This window comes from Streptomyces sp. F63, from assembly GCF_018070345.1.
GTDB lineage: Bacteria > Actinomycetota > Actinomycetes > Streptomycetales > Streptomycetaceae > Streptomyces.
Genome location: NZ_JAGPXX010000006.1, coordinates 154805 through 177329 on the forward strand (window position 1 = coordinate 154805; position 22525 = coordinate 177329).

18 protein-coding genes are annotated in these 22525 nt (G+C 73.1%); 11 read left to right on the top strand and 7 right to left on the bottom strand.

Annotation, left to right across the window (positions count from 1 at the left end):
* Nucleotides 1–79: 79 nt before the first annotated feature.
* From KBZ10_RS09230 to KBZ10_RS09240, 3 genes are read left to right on the top strand one after another with little or no spacing between them, the layout of a single operon-like run.
* Nucleotides 80–991 (top strand): substrate-binding domain-containing protein, encoded by a 912-nt coding sequence (locus KBZ10_RS09230; protein ID WP_307847315.1) that lies wholly within the window; start codon nt 80–82, stop codon nt 989–991.
* Nucleotides 992–1036: 45 nt separating this feature from the next.
* Nucleotides 1037–1810, top strand: coding sequence for an ATP-binding cassette domain-containing protein (locus tag KBZ10_RS09235; RefSeq protein ID WP_210987023.1), 774 nt, complete (start codon nt 1037–1039; stop codon nt 1808–1810).
* A complete protein-coding gene (locus KBZ10_RS09240; RefSeq protein WP_307847305.1) occupies nt 1807–3093 on the top strand; it encodes a sugar ABC transporter permease in 1287 nt (428 codons plus the stop codon). The genes KBZ10_RS09235 and KBZ10_RS09240 overlap by 4 nt, the downstream gene beginning before the upstream one ends.
* 291 nt (nt 3094–3384) lie before the next feature.
* Here the strand turns inward: KBZ10_RS09240 and KBZ10_RS09245 are convergent, their stop codons facing one another.
* From KBZ10_RS09245 to KBZ10_RS09260, 4 genes are all read right to left on the bottom strand, one after another.
* Nucleotides 3385–4809: an MFS transporter gene (locus tag KBZ10_RS09245; protein WP_210987024.1), complete on the bottom strand. Its 1425-nt coding sequence runs from the start codon at nt 4807–4809 to the stop codon at nt 3385–3387.
* On the bottom strand, nt 4806–5384 hold the full coding sequence (locus KBZ10_RS09250) for a TetR/AcrR family transcriptional regulator (protein ID WP_210987025.1): 579 nt from the start codon (nt 5382–5384) through the stop codon (nt 4806–4808). Before KBZ10_RS09250 ends, KBZ10_RS09245 begins: the two co-directional genes overlap by 4 nt.
* 383 nt (nt 5385–5767) lie before the next feature.
* Nucleotides 5768–6568 (bottom strand): cache domain-containing protein, encoded by an 801-nt coding sequence (locus tag KBZ10_RS09255; RefSeq protein ID WP_210987026.1) that lies wholly within the window; start codon nt 6566–6568, stop codon nt 5768–5770.
* A complete protein-coding gene (locus tag KBZ10_RS09260; RefSeq protein ID WP_210987027.1) occupies nt 6522–7340 on the bottom strand; it encodes a FadR/GntR family transcriptional regulator in 819 nt (272 codons plus the stop codon). The genes KBZ10_RS09255 and KBZ10_RS09260 overlap by 47 nt, the downstream gene beginning before the upstream one ends.
* 115 nt (nt 7341–7455) lie before the next feature.
* Between KBZ10_RS09260 and KBZ10_RS09265 the strand changes: the two genes are divergently transcribed.
* From KBZ10_RS09265 to KBZ10_RS09285, 5 genes are all read left to right on the top strand, one after another.
* Complete coding sequence (locus KBZ10_RS09265) at nt 7456–8514, top strand: ABC transporter ATP-binding protein (protein ID WP_210987028.1); 1059 nt, start codon at nt 7456–7458, stop codon at nt 8512–8514.
* Between the two features lie 118 nt (nt 8515–8632).
* Nucleotides 8633–9823 (top strand): ABC transporter substrate-binding protein, encoded by a 1191-nt coding sequence (locus KBZ10_RS09270; protein ID WP_210987133.1) that lies wholly within the window; start codon nt 8633–8635, stop codon nt 9821–9823.
* Between the two features lie 13 nt (nt 9824–9836).
* Entirely contained in the window at nt 9837–10721 is an 885-nt protein-coding gene (locus tag KBZ10_RS09275; protein WP_210987029.1) for an ABC transporter permease, read from the top strand.
* 94 nt (nt 10722–10815) lie between these two features.
* Complete coding sequence (locus KBZ10_RS09280; protein ID WP_210987030.1) at nt 10816–11631, top strand: ABC transporter permease; 816 nt, start codon at nt 10816–10818, stop codon at nt 11629–11631.
* Between the two features lie 52 nt (nt 11632–11683).
* Entirely contained in the window at nt 11684–13120 is a 1437-nt protein-coding gene (locus KBZ10_RS09285; RefSeq protein WP_210987031.1) for a gamma-aminobutyraldehyde dehydrogenase, read from the top strand.
* Nucleotides 13121–13692: 572 nt separating this feature from the next.
* On the opposite strand, the gene KBZ10_RS09290 is transcribed toward KBZ10_RS09285, so the two are convergent.
* A complete protein-coding gene (locus KBZ10_RS09290; protein WP_210987032.1) occupies nt 13693–14130 on the bottom strand; it encodes a hypothetical protein in 438 nt (145 codons plus the stop codon).
* A 193-nt stretch (nt 14131–14323) separates the two neighbouring features.
* Between KBZ10_RS09290 and KBZ10_RS09295 the strand changes: the two genes are divergently transcribed.
* Nucleotides 14324–15043, top strand: coding sequence for a DUF4232 domain-containing protein (locus tag KBZ10_RS09295; protein WP_210987033.1), 720 nt, complete (start codon nt 14324–14326; stop codon nt 15041–15043).
* Nucleotides 15044–15387: 344 nt separating this feature from the next.
* On the opposite strand, the gene KBZ10_RS09300 is transcribed toward KBZ10_RS09295, so the two are convergent.
* Entirely contained in the window at nt 15388–16623 is a 1236-nt protein-coding gene (locus tag KBZ10_RS09300; protein ID WP_210987034.1) for a pyridoxal phosphate-dependent aminotransferase, read from the bottom strand.
* A gap of 153 nt (nt 16624–16776) precedes the next feature.
* Nucleotides 16777–17277, bottom strand: coding sequence for a pirin family protein (locus KBZ10_RS09305; protein ID WP_210987035.1), 501 nt, complete (start codon nt 17275–17277; stop codon nt 16777–16779).
* A gap of 441 nt (nt 17278–17718) precedes the next feature.
* Between KBZ10_RS09305 and KBZ10_RS09310 the strand changes: the two genes are divergently transcribed.
* Entirely contained in the window at nt 17719–18345 is a 627-nt protein-coding gene (locus KBZ10_RS09310; protein ID WP_210987036.1) for a hypothetical protein, read from the top strand.
* 599 nt (nt 18346–18944) lie between these two features.
* Nucleotides 18945–22445, top strand: coding sequence for a S8 family serine peptidase (locus KBZ10_RS09315; RefSeq protein WP_307847306.1), 3501 nt, complete (start codon nt 18945–18947; stop codon nt 22443–22445).
* The last annotated feature ends 80 nt before the right edge of the window (nt 22446–22525 follow it).

Genomic DNA, 22525 nt, shown 5'->3' on the forward strand with positions numbered 1-22525 from the left:
CCCCGCACGGGGTTTCACCATCGGACTCCTCCTCCCGGCCAACCAGGCGGACCGCTGGCAGCGGTTCGACCGGCCGCTGATCGAGAGCCGGGTCCGCGAGCTGTGCCCCACCTGCACGGTGCGCTACTCCCCGAGCGGGCCGGACGCCGCCGCTCAGCAGCAACAGCTCCGGGCACTGCTGACGAGCGGGATCGACGTGCTGATCCTGGGCTCCGTCGACTCCAGGGCGGCCCGCCCCACGGTGCGCGGTGCGGCAGCGGCCGGGGTGCCGGTCGTCGCCTACGACCAACTGGCCAGGGGCCCCATCTCCGGCTACGTCTCCTACAACGGCAAGGAGATCGGCAGGCTGCAGGCCACGGCGCTGCTGAGGGCCCTGGGTTCCAACGCGTCCCGGATCCGCATCGTCATGCTGAACGGCTCGCCGACCGACCCGAACGCGGCCGACCTCAAGAAGGGAGCCCTCTCCGTCCTCAAGGGCCGGGTGCAGATCGCCAAACGGTACGAAGTGCTCAACTGGGACCCCGCGAACGCCTACGCCGATATGACCGCCGCCATCGCCGACCTCGGCCCCGAGCGGATCCACGGGGTCTACGCCGCCAACGACGGCATCGCCTCGGGAGCCATCGCCGCCCTGCGATCGGCCGGCGTCCGCCCCCTGCCCCCCATCACCGGCCAGGACGCGGACCTCGCGGCCGTGCAGCGCATCATCACCGGCGAGCAGCTCATGACCGTCTACAAACCCTTCGCCCCCGAAGCCCGTGCCGCCGCCGAGATGGCTGTCGCCCTGGGACGGGGGGAGAGCGTCGACGCCATCGCCACCGGGACGGTCAGCAACGGTTCCCGCCGGGCCATCCCCGCCGTCGTGCTGGAGCCCATCTCGCTGACCGCCGGCACCGTCGGCACCGTGATCAGACGCGGCAAGTACACCACCGACCAGATCTGCACCCCGGACATCCGCTCCGCCTGCGAGGAGGCCGGTCTCCTTGGCTAGGACCGGGGCCGGGGAGCAGGCGCTCAAGGCAAGGGAAGACCTCACGTGCCGACCCCTCCCGTGCTGACGCTGCGCGGCATCTCCAAACGTTTCGGCGCCGTGCAGGCCCTGCTCGACGTCGGCCTCGAGATCCACGCCGGAGAGGTCGTCGCCCTGGTCGGGGACAACGGCGCGGGCAAGTCCACACTCCTCAACGTGATCAGCGGCGCCGCGCCGGCCGACAAGGGCGCCATCGCGTGGCAGGGCCGCACCGTCCGGATCTCCCGGCCCCGGGACGCCCGCGCACTGGGCATCGCCGCCGCCTACCAGGACCTCGCCCTGTGCGAGAACATCGACGTGACCGGGAACCTCTTCCTCGGGCGGGAGATCAGCCGGCTGGGGTTCCTGGACGAGGTGGCGATGGAGCAGCGCGCCCGGGAACTGCTCGGCACCTTGTCCCTCCGCATCCCCGACCTGCGCGTACCCGTCGCCTCGCTGTCCGCCGGGCAGCGGAGGGGAATCGCCATCTGCCGCTGCCTCCTCGGCGATCCCCGCCTGCTCCTGCTGGACGAGCCCACCGCGGCCATGAGCGTCCACCAGTCCGTGCGGGTCCTCGATCTCATCGAGCGCCTGCGCGAGCGCGGGCTCGGCGTCCTGCTCATCAGCCACAACCTCGGCGACGTCAAGGCCGTCGCGGACCGTGCGGCGGTGCTGCGGCTGGGACACAACAACGGCTTCTTCGACGTCCCGACCACCTCCCAGGAGCAGATCGTCTCCTCCATCACCGGCGCCACGGACAACGCCGTCGTCGACCGTGCGACACCGGAGTGGCAACGGTGACGTCCACGCAACCGCACCCGGCCGGCCCGCCCGAGCCGCCCGAGCCGCCCGGGCAGCCGCCCGGGCCCCCCGGCTCGCGCGGCCGGGAGGCGCGGCGCCGGCTGAAGAGCCACCTGGACGTCACACGGCGACGGATGCGCGAGGGACAGCTCGGCTCCGCCCCCGTCATCGCCGCCCTCGCCGTGATCTGGGCCGTCTTCGGCATCCTGGACCCCGACTTCCTCAGCCCGCGCAACCTCTCCAACCTCAGCATCGACATCGTCGGCGCCGGCCTCGTGGCCGTCGGCGTGGTGTTCGTGCTGCTCCTGGCCGAGATCGACCTCTCGGTCGCCTCGGTGGGTGCCCTGTCCGCGGCCCTGTTCGCCGCGGTCAACGTGCGGCACGGCGTCCCGGAGGCGGTCGCGGTCCTCCTCGCGCTCGCCGTCGGCGCGGCGGTCGGCGCCGTCCACGGGTTCTTCGTCGCCAGAGTCGGCGTCCCGTCCTTCGTCGTCACGCTCGCGGGACTGCTGGGCTGGAACGGCCTGACGCTCTACATCTTCGCCGGGCAGGGCACCATCCTCCTGGACGAGAACGGGCCGGTCGTCCGGCTCACCCACTCCTACTTCCACGAGGTCGCCGTCGCCTACGGCCTGGCGGCCCTGGGCACCCTCGCCTACTTCCTGCTCTCCTACCGGACCACGCGGCGCCGCAGAGCCGCCGGCGCCCTGCCCGTCCGGGGCCTGCCCGAGATCGTGCTGCGCACGCTGGCCCTCGCCGCCGTCTCCTTCACCGCCGGCTGGACACTCAACCAGTTCCGGGGCCTGCCCCTCGCCCTGCTGGTCTTCCTGGTCTTCCTGGTCTGCCTCGACGTGCTGTTGCGCCGTACTCCCTACGGCCGCCGGATCGTCGCCCTCGGCGGCAACATCGAGCCGGCCCGGCGCGCCGGTATCGCCGTGACGTCGGTGCGCGTGTCCGTCTTCGTGATCTCCAGCACGATGGCCGCGATCGGGGGCCTGCTCCTGGCCTCCCGGGTCAGCTCGGCCAGTGCGACGGCGGGTTCCGGCAACCTGCTGATCGAGGCCATCGCCGCGGCCGTCATCGGCGGCACCAGCCTCTTCGGCGGCCGGGGCCGCACCTGGTCGGCGCTCCTGGGCATTCTGGTGATCCAGTCGGTCGCCTCGGGGATGGCGCTGCTGGGCATCCCGGCAGCCGTCCAGTTCATGATCACCGGTGTGGTGCTGCTCGGCGCGGTCGTCGTCGACACCCTCGCGCGCCGCACCCAGCAGGCCCACGGCTGGGCCTGAGCACCGGGCCGGTCCTGTTTCCGCTGAACCGGGGCTGTGGCTTCGCGGGGTCCGCGGTTTCCGGCGGTGCCGGCACGGTCCTCGCCGTCGCGGGCGGGGGCTCGCCCCACGACGGCGGGGACGCGCACCGCGGCGGGGACGCGCACCGCGGCGGGGACGCGCACCGCGGCGGGGACGCGCACCGCGACGGGGACGCGCACCGCGGGAGCTCGCGGACGGCTCCGGGACGACGCCGGCGTTGCCGGCCGAGCGGCTCAACACCCGGAGGTCGCCGAGGTCGCCCCGAAGACCTCACTGATCCGCCGGACGATGCCGCGCCGTGGCGGTGCGCCGCAGCGCCAGGCTGACGGCGATCGTCACGGCCGTCGGGACCGCCCCGGCCCAGGCGGCCCAGGTGTATCCGGACTCGGCGGGAAAAGCCGTCCCCGGGCCGGTGCGGGCGGCGAGTACCAGGCCGCCGAGCGCGCTGCCGATGGAGAAGCCCACGCTCCGTACGACCTGGTTGAAGCTCATCGCGCTGGAGGTCTCCTCCCGCGGTGTGACGGCGAGAATCGCGCTCGGCATGGCGGCGGAGAAGATGCCGACGCCCAGCCCGAGCAGCCCCATCACGGCGAACGCCTGCCACAGCCAGTCGCGCACCAGCGCGAAGACCACCAGCGCCGCCAGCACCACGGCGCCCCCGACGGCCAGCACTGTCGCGGCCGCGAGCCGCTTGCGGAGCGGCGGTACCAGCCTGCCGCCCGCGAAGCCCAGCACCGAGAACGGCACGAGCACCAGGCCCGCGACGAAGATGTCCACGCCGAAGCCGTAACCGGCCTCCGCGGGAGTCTGCACGTAGCGGGTGACCAGTGTCAGCAGCAGATACATCCCGATACCGCCGAGGAGCATGGTCGCGTTGGCGCCGGCCACCGCGGGGCGCCGCAGCAGCGCGAGACGCACCAGCGGGGCGCCGGACCTGCCTTCACGGCGCACCCACACCGCCAGCAGCGCGGCGGCGGCGACCGGCAGGGCGAGGGCGGGCACCGGGTGCTCGGTCCACAGGGTGGTCTGGCTGATCGCCAGCAGCAGGGCCAGCAGACCACCGCCCAGCAGCGCTGCCCCGGGCACGTCGACGGCCGCCGACCGGCCCGGTGGCGGCTGCGGCACCGTCCACCAGGCCGCTGCCAGCGCGACCACGGCGATCAGCAGCCCGAGCCCGTAGGCCGCCCGCAGGCCGGAAATCTCGGTGAGCAGCGCGGCCAGCGGGTAACCGACGCCGACCCCGATGGTGGAGGCCACCGACAGCAGCGCGATCACCGCCCCGGAGCGCGGCTCCGGCAGGTGGTCCCGGGCGACGCCGATCATCAGCGCGGTCAGGCCCAGACCGGCGCCCTGGGCCACCCGCCCGGCCAGCAACCAGGCGAACGACGGCGGTACCACCGTCAGCAGGCTGCCGGTCGCCACCGTGGCGAGGGTGGCGAGGACGACCCGGCGCCGGCGCGGGCCGGTCCCGAGGCGCCCGAGGACGGGGGTGGTGATCGCGCCCACCAGCAGCGGGGCGGTGAGCGTCCACTGCGCGGCGGCCAGCGAGACACCGAACTCACCCGCCACGGGGGTGATCAACGGTGCCCCGAGGCTGCCCACCACCGCGACGACCAGGGCGATGAACACCAGCGCGGGGACCAGCGCCCGGCCGGCGGACCCGGCCCGGGCGGATGCGTCCGCGGTGCCGGTCATTCGTTCACCTCGGTCGTCAGGTGCTCGAACAGCCCGGCATGAATGCGGGTGACGGCCTGGGCGGCCCAGTCCGCGTCGAGGTCCGCCAGCTCCAGCGCGGCACTGGTGTTGAGCAGCATCGCGTAGGCCATGAAGGTCTTGACCTGCACGGCGTCAAGGCCCGTGATGCCGCTGACCGTCCGCCACAGTGCGCCGAAGCTCTCCCGGACCGCCGCCCGCAGCTCGGCGTCGCCGCACGCGGCGAACGCCTGCAGTTGCAGCAGGAGCAGGGTTCGGTCGGACAGGCCGGCGTCGTAGCGCCGCCCCATCGCCGCAAGCGCTTCCAAACCCTTGGCCGGGCCGGCGGCCTCGGCGAGATCACGGGCCATGCTCTCGAAGGCGCGGCGGACGACTTCGATGAACAACTGTTTCTTCGTACCGAAGAGACGGAAGACGTAGGCGTGTGTGATGCCCGCCTTCCGGGCGATCGCCTCGGCCGACACCCCGTGCAGCCCGTGCGCCGCGAACTCCTCCGCGGCGATCTTCAGCACTTGCTCGCGGCGGTCCACACCCGTCAGCCGCCCGGTTTGCTTCATGCTCCCGGCCACCCCACCCGTAGATACTGGTAAGTCACCTGTAACTTAGCAGTCCCCCGGGGGTAGTTGTCCGCCGCCCTCGCTTACGGCCACCACGCCGGTGGCTTCCGTTGGTTCACTGGGTCGCCCCGGCGGAGGCCGTCTGGGCCTGCCGTCAACTGGCCCGGTGCCACTACGCCTCGGGAGGCTGGAGTGTGGGCGCGGTCGCCCTGGTGGCTGGCTCTGGGCGGCCCACGGCACGGGGCGTGACGGGGCCGCGGCCCGTGCCGGGGGCGCGCCCGCCGCCGTCGTCGAGCGAGCCTCGGCCGGACTGCCGAAACCGGAGCCCGGCGGGGCCGGGCGCCCCCCGGGGCGGGGGGAGCGGTGCGGGCGTCGCGTCCTGGTTACGGGCCTTCCGCCTGGCCGGCCGCCGTCACCAGGATCAGGGGGACGCCGTCGCAGGGGCGCAACCGCAGTCCGCCGTGTTCGGCGCCGTCCGCGGGCCCGGCCAGCACCGCCGCGTAGTCCGGGCCCTTGGCGAGCGATCCGGCCAGGTGGTGGGGGTCGGTGGAGGCGGCGACGCGGCCGCGCGCGTTGACCAGGTGGGCGGGGCCCGGCAGGCATTGGAGTACCGGCACGACGCCCGCCTCGAAATGCCGCAGATAGACGTCGGCCGCGGCCACCCCCATGAAGCGGCCGCCGACCGTCACCGGTGCGGAGAGGGTGAGGCTGTACTCGTCCGAGCAGAGATAGTCGACGTAGGGCCCCGCGACCGCCCGCTGGCCGGTGTCGCGGGGGAGCGTGAACCAGTCCCAGTGGGTGTAGTCGTAGTACGCCGAGTGCTCCGGGTCCAGGTCCAGCAGCAGCGGCCGGAGGGACCCGTCCGCGGCGGTCTGCCACCACTCCAGGCATGCCGGTACGTCGCCGAGCACTCCGTGCGCCGCCACGAAGCCCACGCCCGAGACCAGGCCGTACTGGCTGAGGCGGGCGTGCAGGCCGGGGCGGAGCGCCGCGAGATCGGCCGAGACGGGGCGGCGGCCGTCCGCGGCGGCCGCGGTGAGCACCGCTTCGGCGTCCGCACCGGTCCGGCTCACGGCGTCGAAGACTCCTTCGAGCGCGTCACGGACCCGGGCGGCCGCGTCGGCGGCCGTGCACTCCTCAAGAACCGCCGCCGAGGCGTGTACGGGACGGCGACCGCTGCCCATGGGGGTCCTCCTTCGGACGGGGACCGCGCTCTCCACGGGCAGAACCGAGGCGGAGTCCGATCAGGCGCGTCATGGAGGTCTGCACGCACTGTTCGGCGAGGTCCCTGGCGCGATTCTCCTTGCCATCATGCACTGCTGAGATCACAGCGCGGTGACGATCCAGGACGTCCCCGAGGTACTCGTCCCCGCCGAGTACGAGCCGCATCAGCGCTCCCACCTCGGTCTGGAGGGTGACCTCGGCCTTGGTGAGCCGGGCGGACTGGGCGGCCGCTGCCAGTTCGACGTGGAAGCGCCCGTAGATCCGGCTGCGTGCCGCGCTGTTCTCCGCGCGTGTCAGCTCTTCCAGGGACCTGTTCAGCTGCTGGAGGTCCTCCGGTTCGGTGCGCTGGGCGGCGAGCCGGGCGGCGGCTCCCGAGACGGCCGCCCAGTGGTCGGACAGGTCGCGGAGTTCCTCGGTGCTCCAGTCGGAGAGGCGGGCGCGCAGCCGGTCCTCGGCGGGTCCGTCGGGCACGGTGACGAAGGTGCCTCCGCCACGGCCCCTGCGGGTGGTGACCAGCCCCTGCTGACGCAGGGACATCAGGGCCTCGCGCAAGGTCACGGTGGAGACGCCGAGCTGGGCGGCGAGTTCCGACTCGCCGGGCAGCTGCTCGCCGTCGGCCAGCAGCCCGAGGTCTATGGCGTCGCCGAGCCTGCGCACGACGGCGTCCACCCGGGCCAGGGTGTCGACGGGGGTGAAGACGGCCCGCTGGATGCCCGGTTTGTCGCGGTTCATGGCCACCACCTTGCTTGTTTGGCTCAGTCGTTACCTTACTGGGGTCTTGAAATTAGAACTATGACTTCATATGTTTACGCTCCAACGTCCGACGGCATCAGAAAGGTTCCCGCCCATGGAGGGAATGGCGATCCGGCTCCAGGGCCTGCGCAAGGCGTTCGGCCGGACGGAGGCCGTGGCAGGAGTCGATCTGGAGATAGCGGACGGCGAGTTCTTCTCGATGCTGGGTCCCTCCGGCTCGGGCAAGACCACGGTGCTCCGGATGATCGCCGGCTTCGAGGCCCCCACGAGCGGCACCATCGAGCTCGGGGGCTCCGACGTCACCCGCCTGGCACCCTTCGAACGCGATGTGCACACCGTGTTCCAGGACTACGCGCTCTTCCCGCACATGACCCTGGAACAGAACGTCGCCTACGGCCTCAAGGTCCGCAAGGTGCCCCGGGCCCAGCGGCTGGCGCAGGCCCGGGAGGCGCTGGCGAGCGTACGCCTCGACAACCTCGGCACACGCCGCCCGTCCCAGCTCTCCGGCGGGCAGCGGCAGCGCGTGGCACTCGCCCGCGCCCTGGTCGGCCGGCCGAAGGTGCTGCTGCTCGACGAGCCGCTCGGCGCCCTCGACCTGAAGCTGCGCGAGCAGATGCAGATCGAGCTGAAGGAGATCCAGCGCGAGGTCGGCATCACCTTCGTCTTCGTCACGCACGACCAGGAGGAAGCGCTGACGATGAGCGACCGGATCGCGGTGTTCAACCACGGCCGCATCGAACAGACCGGCACCCCGGCCGACATTTACGAACGGCCCGCCACCCCCTTCGTCGCGGGCTTCGTCGGCACCTCCAACCTGCTCACCGGCGAGGCCGCCGAGCGGGTGGTGGGCACGGCCGGCACCTACAGCGTCCGTCCGGAGAAGATCCGGGTGGTGAAGGACTCCGGGACGGCCGCCGAGCCCGACTGCTCCACCGCCGTCGGTACGGTCGCCGAGGTCGTCTACCTGGGGGACGCCACCCGTTTCCTGGTCGACCTCGACGCCGGGGGACGGCTCACCGCGCTCCAGCAGAACCTGGAGACCTCGTCCGAGGACGTCGCCGCCTACCGCGGCTCCCGGGTCAGGCTCCAATGGCACCACCGCCACAACTTCCGCGTTCCGGAAACACCCGGCGAAGCGGTCCCGGCCGCTTGACGGCCACCCCTCCGTATCCGGAAGCACACCGCGCCGCGCCGCACCCGCGCCGCCCCGCGCCCGCCCGGTCGGCCCGTGCCGTCCCCACCACCCCATCCCCCTGGAGATCCCCGTGCGCATGTCCCCTTCGCTCAAGGCAGCCACCGCGGCCGGTGTGCTGCTGCTCGCCACCGCCTGCGGCTCGTCCAACGGCTCCGGCTCCGCCGCCTCCGGACTGAACCCGCCGGACCTCAAGGCCCAGGAGAAGCTCGGCAAGACCGAGGGTGAGGTCAACCTCATCGCCTGGGCCGGCTATGTCGAGGACGGCACCAACGACCCGGACGTCGACTGGGTCTCCGGCTTCGAGAAGGAGACCGGCTGCCAGGTCAACACCAAGACCGCGGCCTCCTCCGACGAGATGGTCAGCCTGATGAAGACCGGCCAGTACGACGCCGTCTCCGCCTCTGGCGACGCCTCGCTGCGGCTCATAGCCTCCGGGGACGCGGCACCCGTCAACACCGATCTGATCCCCAACTACGCCGATGTCTTCGAGGGGCTGAAGAACAAGGACTGGAACACCGTCAAGGACGTCCCGTACGGCGTCCCGCACGGCCGCGGCGCCAATCTCCTCATGTACAACACGGAGAAGGTCAAGCCCGCCCCCACCTCCTGGTCCGCGGTCTTCGACAAGGGCTCCGAGTACAAGGGCAAGGTCACCGCCTACGACTCCCCGATCTACATCGCGGACGCCGCCCTCTACCTGATGGCGACCCAGCCCGACCTGGGCATCAAGAACCCGTACGCGCTGGACCAGAAGCAGTTCGACGCCTCCGTCGCCCTGCTGAAGGAGCAGAACGCCAACATCGGCGAGTACTGGAGCGACTACCTCAAGGAGATCTCCGCCTTCAAGAGCGGCGACTCCGTCGTCGGCACCACCTGGCAGGTCATCGTCAACGCGGCCAAGGCCGAGAAGGCCCCCGTCGAGGCGGTCCTCCCCAAGGAGGGGGCCACCGGCTGGTCCGACACCTGGATGCTCTCCGCCAAGGCCGAGCACCCCAACTGTGCCTACAAGTGGATGGACTGGATCATCTCGCCCGAGGTGAACGCCCAGGTCGCCGAGTACTTCGGCGAGGCCCCGTCCAACGCGAAGTCCTGCGAACTCACCGCCGACAAGGATCACTGCGCCACGTACCACGCGGCGGACGAGGCGTACTGGAAGAACGTCCACTACTGGACCACGCCCGTCGCCGAGTGCATCGACGGCCGGACGGACGCGGAGTGCGTGCCGTACGCCAAGTGGGTCCAGGCCTGGACCGGGATCAAGGGCTGAGGACCGGGAACCGATGACGAACACCGTGCCTGCCGCCGGGTTCGCCCGGCGGCTCGCCGGGACCCTGCACCGCCGCCCCCGGCTGCGGCTGTCCCTGCTCCTCTCCGCGCCGCTGACCTGGCTGGTCCTGGCCTACCTGGGCTCGCTCGCCGCGCTGTTCCTGTCCGCGTTCTGGACCACGGACAGCTTCACCTCGAACGTGGTGAAGATCTGGAACACGGACAACTTCACCGCCCTGTTCACCACCGAGGCCTACCGCCAGGTCGCCCTGCGCAGCGTCGGCGTCGCCCTCGCGGTCACCGCCCTGTGCGTCCTGATCGCCTTCCCCGTCGCCTTCTACACGGCCCGCGTCGCCAAGCCCCGGTGGCGGCCGCTGCTGGTCGTGGCGATCCTCACCCCGCTCTGGGCCAGCTATCTCGTCAAGGCGTACGCCTGGCGCCTCATCCTCGCCGACGGCGGACTGCTGGACTGGGCCCTGGCCCCGTTCGGCCTCGAAGGCCCCGGCTACGGACTGACCGCGACCGTCCTGGTGCTGACCTACCTGTGGCTGCCGTACATGATCCTGCCGATCCACGCCGCACTCGAACAGCTCCCCGCCAACCTGCTGGACGCCTCCGCCGACCTCGGCGCCCGCACCGCCCGCACCTTCCGCTCCGTGGTACTGCCGATGCTCCTGCCGTCCGTCGCGGCCGGCTCGGTCTTCACCTTCTCGCTCAGCCTCGGCGACTACATCGCCGTGCAGATCGTCGGCGGAAAGACCCAGCTCATCGGCAATCTCATCTACTCCAACATCAGCCTGAACCTGCCGCTGGCCGCGGCCCTCGGCACCGTACCCGTGGCGATCATCGTGCTCTACCTGCTGGCGGTGCGCCGCACCGGAGCACTCAGCAGCCTCTGAGACGCCGGGCTGCCTCAGTCCCCGGGCTGCCGGCACCCCCGGGCGCCAGGTCCCCCCACCCTCCGACCGTACGACGCACAGCGAAGGCCCCACGATGAATCTCTCCCGCCCCGCGCGCATAGTCCTGCGCATCGCCGCCGGGCTCGGCTTCGCGGTCATCTACATCCCGCTGCTGCTGGTCCTGGTCAACTCCCTCAACCCCGACCGCAGTTCCGGCTGGCCGCCCCCCGGCCTCACCTTCCACTGGTGGTCCGCCGCCTGGGAGAGCGCCGGCGCCCGCGACGCCGTGTGGGTCTCCGTCAAGGCCGGGCTCGGCGCCACCGCCATCGCCCTGGTCCTGGGCACCCTCATCGCCTTCGCCATCCACCGCCACCGGTTCTTCGGCCGCGAGACGCTCTCCTTCCTCGTCGTCCTGCCGATCGCCCTGCCCGGCATCGTCACCGGCGTCGCGCTCAACACCGCCTTCCGCACGGTCCTCGAACCGCTCGGTGTCGGGCTCGGCATGTTCACCGTCGTCGTCGGCCACGCCACCTTCTGCATCGTGGTGGTCTTCAACAACGTCATCGCCCGGTTGAGGCGGATGCCCGGCTCGTACGAGGAAGCGGCCATGGACCTCGGGGCCCACAGCTTCCGCGCCTTCGTCGACGTCACCTTCCCGCTGGTGCGCTCCGCGCTGGTCGCGGGCGGGCTGCTGGCCTTCGCGCTGTCCTTCGACGAGATCGTGGTGACCACCTTCACCGCGGGCCCAGGCGTCCAGACCCTCCCCGTCTGGATCTTCTCCAACATGGCCCGCCCCCAGCAGGCACCGGTGGTCAACGTCGTCGCCGCCGTCCTCGTCCTGCTCTCCGTGATCCCGATCTACCTCGCCCAGCGGCTGTCGTCCGACACGGCATCCGGCAGCAGACTCTGACCCCCGCCCGCGACGCGAAGCCCGCCCGGCAGAACCCCCGAGGAGACACACGATGACCACCCTCCGCACCCTGCGCAACCACATCGGCAATGAGTACCGGGATGCCGCCGACGGACGGACCACCCCGGTGGTCAACCCCGTGACCGGCGAGGCGTACGCCACCGCGCCGCTGTCCGGGCCGGCGGACGTCGACGCGGCGATGGCCGCTGCCGCGGCGGCCTTCCCGGCCTGGCGCGACCGCACCCCCGCCGAGCGGCAGCGGTACCTCCTGAGGATCGCGGACGCGTTCGAGGAGCGGGCCGAGGAACTGATCGCCGCGGAGGTGGAGAACACCGGCAAGCCGGCCGGCCTGACACGGTCCGAGGAAATCCCCCCGATGGTCGACCAGATCCGCTTCTTCGCGGGCGCGGCGCGCATGCTCGAAGGCCGGTCGGCCGGCGAGTACATGGAGGGCATGACCTCGATGATCCGCCGCGAGCCGGTCGGCGTCTGCGCGCAGGTCGCGCCGTGGAACTACCCGATGATGATGGCCGTGTGGAAGTTCGCCCCCGCGCTCGCCGCGGGCAACACGGTCGTGCTGAAGCCCTCCGACACCACGCCCGCCTCCACCGTCCTGATCGCGGAGATCCTCGGCGGGATCCTGCCCGCGGGCGTCTTCAACGTCATCTGCGGCGACCGCGACACCGGCCGGGCGATGGTCGAGCACCCCGTCCCGGCGATGGTCTCCATCACCGGTTCGGTCCGCGCGGGGATGTCGGTCGCCGAGTCGGCGTCCAGGGACGTCAAGCGCGTGCACCTGGAACTCGGCGGCAAGGCCCCGGTCGTGGTCTTCGAGGACGCCGACATCGCCCAGGCGGTCGAGGGCATCGCGGCGGCGGGCTTCTTCAACGCCGGGCAGGACTGCACCGCCGCCACCCGCGTGCTCGTACAGGAGGGCGTCCACGACGCGTTCGTCGCCGCCCTCGCCCGGGCCGCCGCGGACACCAGGACCGGCGCCCCGGACGACGAGGACGTGCTCTACGGGCCGCTGAACAACCCCAACCAGCTGCAGCAGGTGACCGGTTTCATCGAGCGCCTCCCCGCGCACGCCACCATCGAGACGGGCGGCCACCGGGTCGGGGAGAAGGGCTTCTTCTACGCCCCGACCGTCGTCTCCGGCCTGAAGCAGGACGACGAGATCATCCAGAACGAGGTCTTCGGCCCGGTCATCACCGTCCAGTCGTTCACCGACGAGGCGCAGGCGCTGGAGTACGCGAACGGTGTCGAGTACGCGCTGGCCTCCTCGGTGTGGACGAAGGACCACGGGCGGGCCATGCGGATGTCGAAGAACCTCGACTTCGGCACCGTCTGGATCAACACGCACATCCCGCTGGTCGCCGAGATGCCGCACGGCGGCTACAAGAAGTCCGGCTACGGCAAGGACCTGTCGGCGTACGGCTTCGAGGACTACACGCGCATCAAGCACGTGATGACCTCGCTCGACGGCTGACACCGCGCCCGCCCGGTGCACCGCGCCCGCCCGGTGCCGGACCCGTCCGGCACCGGGCGGCCGCCGTTCGCGTGAGAGGTCAGCCCCGCGCGGCTCAGGCGGGCGTGCTCCCGCAGGGCCTGGACGACCGCCCCGAACGTGCGCATGCTGTCCGACGGTCCCGGCTCGGCACACACCGCCGTGCTCGCTTCCCCGGCTGCCGCTTCCCCGGCGTCGTCGTCCCTGCTCTCGTAGGCCACCTCGGCCCTCATCGGCCACCTCCTGTGTGCGTACGCTGACGCTCAGTACGTCGACCGGCGCTGGTGAATGGTGCGTATCCGCTGGCAACTCGGGCATATGGGCCGCCGTTCGCCCCCGCACCCCGTCAAGGCGCCGTAACCGTACGTGTGTTCATTCAGCGCCCGGGCGACGACCACGACGGTGGACGCACGGGCGGCCGGGCCGGGTCACCCGGCGAACACACGCAAGCGCATCGGCCGATGCGGACACCGAAGCGCAACGCGCGCCTCTGGTGACACCGCCACGGGCCTGCCGGGTTGAAACACCCGGAAGGCCGAGAGCCCGCAAGGCTCTCAGAAACGGTGCTCCAGCAGAGTCTCCGCGTGGGCGCCGTGCTCGCCCATCACATAGAAGCTGAGCCGGTCGAAGACCAGTTCCCTGGGCAGACCGGCCCGGTCCCGCGCGCTGCCGGCCAGTTCCAGGGCGGTGTTCTCCTCCGTGCGGCCCAGCGTCACATGCGGGGCGTAGGCGGCGCCGGTGTACCGGTAGCCGTAGCGCTCGTAGCTCGCCCGCTCGTCGTCGGTGAACCGGGAGATGTCCTTGTCGCGGTCGAAGGAGGCGCGGTCGAGGTGCCGCTCCAGCGCGGCGAGCGCGGCCTCCTGCAGCGCTTCCAGCAGCGGCGGCCGCTCCAGGGCGAGGAACAGCCAGCCCGTGGGCTGGTAGACCGCATCCGTGGTCGACAGGGAGAATTCACCCCTGACCGGTGCGGACAACCCCCACCCACGTGGCACACCGGGAACTCCGGCTGATCATCGGACAGTTCGGCCGGGTACCTCCGCGATCTTGTGCCGGAACCGTCCTTTCTTTGTGTCTGACCAGTAACAACCTTACGCGCGCTCCCTGTTGAGGACGTTTTCCGGTGCAGAATCGACCCGCGATCGAGAGTCGAGCGCAGACGTATGCCAGACCACACGGGGGAACACCATGAATAGTGCTGCCCGCAAGAACCGCAAGAGCCCTGGAGGCTGGAAGCCCTGCCTCCTCGGGGCCGCGGCGGTCGCCGCGCTGCTCGCGTCCACGGGATGCCAGGCCGGCGCACCCAAGGCGTCGGATGACGCCAAGCCCTCGGACGAGCCGAGCGCGGCGGCTTCGGCGAAGCCGGACGCGTCGAGTCCCGCGAAGACGGGCGGTGGTTCGGGCGACACCGGCGGAAGCGACGACAACGACGGCGGCAAGGGCGCGAACGGCGGCAGCGGCACCGTCGCCGCCTGCACCACGGACGATCTCGCGGTCTCCGCCACGAAGGAGCCCGCGAACAGCAAGGACGCCAGGCACCTCCTCATCACCGTCCAGAACGCCGGCGACAAGAAGTGCAACGTCTACAACTATCCCCACGTGATGATCGGCGACGCCCAGCGCACGACCTCCGTGATCGAGGACAGCAACCCGGACCCGGGGAAGCCCGTGACCATCGCTCCGGGTGAGGAGGCGCATGCCGCTCTGCTCGTCGCCGGCGGCGGCATGGACGAGTACGAGGCGACCGCCATCACCCTCACCCTCCACGGCAGCAAGCCCGGCAGCAAGGCGGGCGGGCCGGTCGACGTTCCGCTGCCCGTCGGCAAGCTGTACGCGGACGACGGTCAACTCGTCACCTACTGGACGACGGCCTCCGGCTTCGCTCTGGACTTCATCATGTCGAAGTGACGGACCTCGGTCCGGGCCGGGCGCCACATCGCTGACGCCCGGCCCGGGTGGCCGCGCGGGACGGGCTGCGCGGGGTGCCGGGCGCCCCGTCGCGGCCGGGGCGGGCACGCCCTGGACCTGTGCGGTACCACCTCGACACCAAGGAGCCCGCCGGCCGATGCGGACACCGAAGCGCGACGCGCAATGCCGGGAGCCGCCAAGGCTCTCAGAAACGGCGTGCGAGCCGTGTCTCCGTGCGGGCGCCGTGCTCGCCCATCACATGGAAGCCGAGCCGGTCGAAGACCAGTTCCCTGGGCAGGCCGGCCCGGTCCCGCGCGCTGCCGGGCCCCGGCCGCGGGGGACGCTCAGTCGCGCGCCTCCGCGAAGAGCTTCTGGAGACGGGAGACCCCCTCGGCCAGGTCCTCGTCGCCGAGGGCGTAGGACAGGCGGAGGTACCCGGGGGTTCCGAAGGCTTCGCCGGGGACGACCGCGACCTCGGCCTCGTCCAGCACGAGTCCGGCGAGCTCGGCGCTGGTGGCCGGGCGCCTGCCGCGGATCTCCTTGCCGAGCAGGCCCTTGACCGAGGGGTAGGCGTAGAAGGCGCCCTCGGGTTCGGGGCAGACGACACCGTCGATGTCGTTGAGCATCGCCACGATGGTCCGGCGGCGGCGGTCGAACGCCTCGCGCATCGCGGCGACCGCGGACAGGTCACCCTCCAGCGCGGTGACCGCGGCGGCCTGGGCGACGTTGTTGACGTTCGACGTCGCGTGGGACTGGTGGTTGGCGGCGGCCTTCACCACGTCCCGCGGGCCGATCAGCCAGCCCACGCGCCAGCCGGTCATGGCGTAGGTCTTGGCGAGGCCGTTGACCACCAGGCAGCGGTCGCGCACCTCGGGGACCACCACCGGCAGCGAGTGGAACTCGGCGTCGCCGTAGACCAGGTGCTCGTAGATCTCGTCCGTCATGACCCACAGGCCGTGCTCGACGGCCCAGCGGCCGACGGCCTCGACCTCGGCGCGGGAGTGGACCGCGCCGGTGGGGTTGGAGGGGGAGACGAAGACCACCGCGCGGGTGCGCTCGGTGCGTGCCGCCTCCAGCTGCTCCACCGTGACCTTGTAGCCGGTGGTCTCGTCGGCCACCACGTCGACCGGTACACCGCCCGCGAGCCGGATGGACTCCGGATACGTCGTCCAGTAGGGCGCCGGGACGATGACCTCGTCGCCCGGGTCGAGGATGGCCGCGAACCCGCCGTAGATGGCCTGCTTGCCGCCGTTGGTCACCAGCACCTGGGCCGGCTCCGCCTCATAGCCCGAGTCGCGCCGGGTCTTGGCCACGATCGCGGCCTTGAGCGCGGGCAGGCCGGCGGCGGGCGTGTAACGGTGGTTGGCGGTGTCCCGGCACGCCTGCGCGGCCGCTTCAACGATGTAGCCGGGGGTGGGGAAGTCGGGTTCTCCGGCCCCGAAGGCGATCACCGGACGCCCGGCGGCCTGGAGAGCTTTCGCCTTGGCGTCGACGGCGAGCGTCGCCGACTCGGATATGGCGCCGATGCGGGCGGAAACGCGGCGCTCACCGGTGGCGGGCTCAGATGCTGCAGCAGTCATGCACCGCAGCATTCCACTGCCCGGCAGGCCACGGCAATGACACTCCGTCCCCTTTGCCCCGGGGTGAGTGCCGGGCGGGGAACGCGCTGTCAGCGGTTCCCTCCGGCCCGGACCGTTGCGGCAGTGACTCGGGCCGTCCGGTGGCGCCGGTCGCTACCGGCCTCCGCCCGGCCGCTGCCAGTGCGGGGCCCGGGCGGGGATGCGCGGCAGCGCGGACCGGACGCGGCCGAAGTGGTCGTCCTGCCGCTCCCAGGAGGCGTGGGCGGCGTCGATCTCGGCGCGGGTCCGGCCGACGAAGTTCCACCACATGACGAGGGGTTCCTCGAAGGGCTCCCCGCCCAGGAGGAGCGCGCGGGCCGGTTCCCTTACGTCGAGGCGGAGTTCACCGCGGCCGCGGCCGAGGTAGCCGAGCCTGCCCGGGGGCAGCGGCCGTCCGTGGACGGCCCGTTCCCCTTCGAGGACCACGACCGCGTACTCGAAGGCGGGCAGCAGCGGCACGGTCGCGGACCGGTGCAGGTCGAGGTCCACCCCGGACAGCGGGGTGTCGTGCCGTGCCGGGCTGGTGAGACCGGCGAAGTCCACGACGAGGACGGTCGCCGTGCCGCCGGCGAGGTCGCTCCGCGGCAGTTCGGCGTGGTGCTCGAACGCCGGCACGCCGTGGCCGGGGGCCCCGCTGCGCCCGGTCCCCGGCGCGGACGGGGAGGGCCGTGCGGCGGCCGTGCGGCGGCTGTGCGGCGGAGCTTTTCCCGGCCCGCCGCCGGCGCCGGGGCCAGGGGGCGTTGCCGTGCCCTCCGGGGGCGTTGCCGTGCCCTCCGGGGGCGGCGGCGGATGCGCGGCCGATTCCCGCCCCCGCCCCGTCCGGATTTCCGCCGGTACCTCCGCTATCCGCCTACCGGGCGGTATGTCCAGCGGTGAAAGGGAGTTGGGGCTCTGCCGCACCCCGCTCTGCGACCGTACGCCTCCGATGCGTGAAATTCCACTTCTCCGAAGACCTCCCCGAAGCACTCGAATGGGGGTACGGTACGACCTCGATCATTCAAGCCAAACATGTGAAACCACTGCCGAAATGGCCAGTGGAGAGGAGTGGTGTGCCCCGTGCCCACTGATTACGCCTGCCAGGCAGCGGCGGAGCGGGCCGCTCGAGGGATCACCCCCGTCCGGGACATACTGGTGCCGCTCCGGCCCCAGCAGCAGCAGGAGGACGTGCCCGTCGTCCTCCGTTCGTACCTGGGGGTTCAGTCCAACGGAGGCCCGAACGGCGGTGGCCCCGCGGCCCATCCGCCCGTCAGCACGAACATGGGGGCGGCCGTCCTCCTGGTCTTCCTCGACGGACTGCGCTCGGAGATGTCCGGTGTGCTCTCCGAGTGGTACGCGGATCTCGCCGTCCGCCTGCCCCAGACCCTCGGCGCACCGGCCGCGCAGGGTCAGGCCCCCGCCCGCCAGCCGGGTGGCTGGCAGACCATGGCCGACCTGCAGAACAGCGCCCAGGAGGTGCTGACGGACCTGTCGGGCCGCGCCCGCGGCGGACCCGGCGCGCTCAACGTGCGGCTCGCGCTCGTCGAGGACGCCCTCTCCGGGGCGTTGCGCCGGATGAACGTCCCCGCCGAGACCGCCATCGGCTCCGCCGGTGAACTCGTCGTCTCCGCGGGCTCGCTCTTCGGTCTGCAGACCCGCCCGGCGCCGCCCATCCCGGCCTATCAGCCGCCGCTCGAACGGCGCTGAGCCGGCGCGGCCACCGCGGCGCGCGTGCCGTGTCACGGCCGGCGCGCCGGTCCGTCCCGTCCCCACGAGGGCACCGGCGGGACGACGGGCCACGGCACGGTTCCGGGGCGCGGGGGAGGAACAACAGGAGCAGGGAACAGAGGGACCGCGGCGGGAGCAGCCGGAGCAGGGCGGCACCGGCCCGAGCCCGGGGGACAGTACGACGGCTGCCCGGGCGCCACGGCGCCGCCGGACGGCCGTGACCGCCCGGCGCGGGCCCGTGAGAGCCGCCGGTCCGCCCGAAGACAGTCACCGTTCCGCCTCAACCGCACCGCCCCACAAGGGCGTTGCGGTTTCTCCATGCCCGCTTCCCCAGCTCCTTCCGGTTCCGCCGGCATGTCGTGGTCCCCTTCCCCCCCGGGCCCGGCGGTGGCCGGTTTCCGTCCGTTGTCCGCGCCCGTCCGCGCCGCGGATACTGAGGCGCGCAGGGCCCGGGGACACGCCGGTGGCCGAGCCGTCCGCCGGTGACGCGCGAGGTCCCGCGTCCGGCCGGCTCCGGCCGGGCCCTCTCTTCCGGGGCCCCCGTCCGGGGCCCGTCCGAGGCGAGCAGGGGGATCCCCGTGCCCATCCGCGCCCAGAGAGCTCTCGCCGCGACGGCCGCGGCCGTCACCGCCGCACTGCTCCCGGCCGCGGCCCCGCCGGCCACCGCGGCGTCTGCCACCGCCTCACCGGCCGCGGCGGCCCCCGCTGCCGCTCCCGGCCCCCACGCGGGCGCCGGGGCCGGGGCCGGGGACGCCGGAGGGCCGCTCGTCACGCTCCTCACCGGTGACCGGGTCCGTGTGGACGGCGCCGGCCGCGTCACCGCCGTCCTCCCCGCCCCCGGCCGCGAGCGCATCCCCGTCCAGGCGCTGCGCGCCGGCGACGGCCACACTCTGGTGATCCCGCAGGACGCGACCGGGCTCGTCCTCGACGGCACGGTGGACCGCAGACTGTTCGACGTCACGGAGCTGAGCCGGCCCGCCTTCCGCGCCCTGCACGGCGACGCGCTCCCGTTCATCGTCCGCTACGACGAGAAGTCCGGGAACGCCGGGAACGCCGGGAACGCGCCGGAGCGTGACGGCCGTGCGGCGGCGGGCCGGGAACAGGACGGCCCGGCCGCCGGGCGCCGGCTGCGCGCCGCCGCCGGGGACGCCGGTGTCCGCCCGCTGCGCAGCATCGGCGCCGACGCCGCGGCCACCGCGCCCGGGGACACCGCGGCGGCCTGGGCCGCGCTCACCCGCCCCTCCGCCGGGGGCGGGCGGCGGACCGCCGCGCCCGGGGTGGCCTCCGTCTGGCTCGACGGGCCGGTCCGGGTCGGGCTCGACCGGAGCGTCCGGCAGATCGGTGCCCCCGCGGCCTGGGAGGCGGGACTGGACGGCGAGGGCGTCACCATCGCCGTCCTGGACTCCGGCATCGACACCACCCATCCCGATCTGGCCGGTGCCAAGGTCGCCGCGGCGAAGAACTTCTCCGCGTCCCCCGGCACCACCGACCGCTACGGGCACGGCACCCACGTGGCGTCCATCGCCGCGGGTACGGGTGCCGCGTCCGGCGGCGCGTACCGCGGTGTGGCGCCCGCCGCGCGACTGCTGAACGCCAAGGTCATCGGGGACGACAACAGCGGCAGCGAGTCCGGCGTGATCGCGGGCATGGAGTGGGCCGTCGCCCGGGGCGCCGACGTCGTCAACCTCAGTATCGGCGCGGCGGACGCCCCCGGGGTGGGCCCGATGGAGGAGGCCGTGAACCGGCTGTCGGCCCGGAGCGGCGCCCTGTTCGTGGCCGCCGCGGGCAACGCCGGGCCGCGTCCGGGCTCCGTCGGTTCCCCGGGCAGCGCGGAGGCCGCGCTCACCGTCGGTGCCGTCGACCGGGAGGACCGGCTCGCGGGCTTCTCCTCCGTCGGGCCGCGCGCCGGGGACGGCGGGCTGAAGCCCGATCTGACCGCCCCGGGCGTGGGGATCGGGGCCGCGCTCGCCGAGGGCAGCGTGCTGGCGGGGGAGGCCGGGCCGGTCGCCGACGGCTACGGATCGCTGTCCGGGACGTCGATGGCGGCTCCGCACGCCGCGGGCGCCGCGGCCCTGCTGGCGGAGCGGCACCCGGACTGGAGCGGTGAGCGGATCAAGGCGGCGCTGACCGGATCGGCCGCGCCGGGGGACGGCCGGAGCGTCTTCGAGGAGGGCGCCGGCCGGGTGGACGCGGGCCGGGCCGCCGGGCAGACCCTCGTCGCCGGCTCGTCCTCCCTCGGCTTCGGCGCGCCGCGCTGGCCGCACGCCGACGACGAACCGGTCACCCGGGACCTCGTGCACCGGAATCTGGGGGAGGAGGAACTCACTCTCACCCTCTCCGTGGAGGCCACGGGCCCGGACGGGGAGGCGGCGCCCGAGGGCATGTTCGCCCTGGACGCCGAGCGGGTCACCGTCCCCGCGGGCGGCACCGTCTCCACCGGGCTGACCGCCGACACCCGGCCCGGCGGGGACCGCTACGGGGAGTTCGAGGTGGCGGTCACGGCGAGCGGCGGCGGCCAGTCCGTCCGCACGGTCGGCGCCGTGACCCGCGAGCGGGAATCGTACGACCTCACGGTGCGGACCATCGGCCGGGACGGCGCGGCCCCCGCCGACTGGGCCGTCATCGTCCACGACTACGAGCGCGGCGGCTTCACCGGCGCCACGGGCACCGGCGGCACCGCCACCCTCCGGCTGCCGGAGGGCAGCTACCTCCTGAGCCATCAGATCGTCCTCACCGGCGGCGACGGTGACGGCGGCGGCGACGGCGACGCGGCCGGACTGGACTGGCAGCTCCGGCCGCGGCTGGACCTCACCGGGGACACCACCCTCACCTTCGACGCCCGGAAGGCCGAGCCGGTCGAGATCACCGTGCCCGACCCGGAGGCGGAGCCGGCCGACACCGCCATGTCGTTCGACGCCACCGTCGACGGCCGCACCGTCGGCAGCGTCTGGCTGGTGCGGCCGCCGCTGCCGCTGGGGTTCCGCACCCGGCACGCCGGCCCCGAACTGCCGGACGGGCAGCTGCACGCCAAGACGGTCGGCAGCTTCCGCAGCGGCCCCGGCACCGAGTACCGGGTCGCGTACGGACGGGAGGGCGGCCTCTTCACCGGCCTCCGCAAGGACGTCGCGCCGGAGGAGCTCGCCGAGCTGACGATCCATCAGGGTGCCGCGGCCGCCGGGCGGCAGGGCGCGGTGATCACCGAGCCGCACACCGGCGACCTGGGCGGCGGCTGGACGGTGGCCCACCTCCGGGACGTCCCCGGCACCTTCACGCAGTTCCTCAACACCGAGGGCGTGCGCTGGTCGCACCGTTTCGAGCAGATGCGCGGCGAGGAGCGGGAAGCGGTCTACGCCGGTCCGCGACGGGCCGCGTACACGGCGGGTGAACGGTACGAGCACACCTACAACACGGGGGTCTTCGGCCCCCTGATCGAAGGCGAGGACGGCGGCGGCGAGGACGGCGGCGGCGAGGACGGCCTCTTCCGGCAGGGGAACACGCTCACCGGCCGGATCAACCCGCTGGCCGACGGCGCGGGGCACCGCGGGGAGAGCCTGTACGACGGCGCCTCCACGACGCTCTACCGGAACGGCGAGCCCTACGCCGCCACCGGGGACGTCCTCGACCGCTCCGCGTTCACCCTGCCCCCGGAGAAGGCGGACTACCGGCTCGTCACCACCGTCGCCCGCAGCGGCGCCGCCGCCGTCTCCCGCCGGGTCACCTCCTCCTGGACCTTCACCTCCGGGGCGGCGGGTGCGGGGGAGGAGCGGCTGCGGCTGCCGGCCTCGGCGGTCCGCTTCACCCCCCGGCTGGCTCCCGACTCGACCGCGCCCGCCGGTGCCGTCACGGAGGTCCCGGTGACGGTGCAGGGCTCCGCCGCCGGGGACGGTGCCGGGACGCTCGCCGTCCACGTCTCCTCCGACGGCGGCCGCACCTGGGAGGAGCTCCCCGTCCGCGGCGGTGCGGTCCGGGTCCGCAACCCGGACGAGCCCGGGACGGGCGTCTCCCTCAGGGCGGAGGTCACCGGCGGCGACGGCCACGAGCTGACCCAGACGATCCTCGACGCCTACCGCACCCGGTAGCGGAGGGCGGCGGGGCGCCGGACCGGGCCCCGGCGTCCGGGATCCCCCCGCCGGGGGTTCCCGCCGCGGGGGCCCGGCGC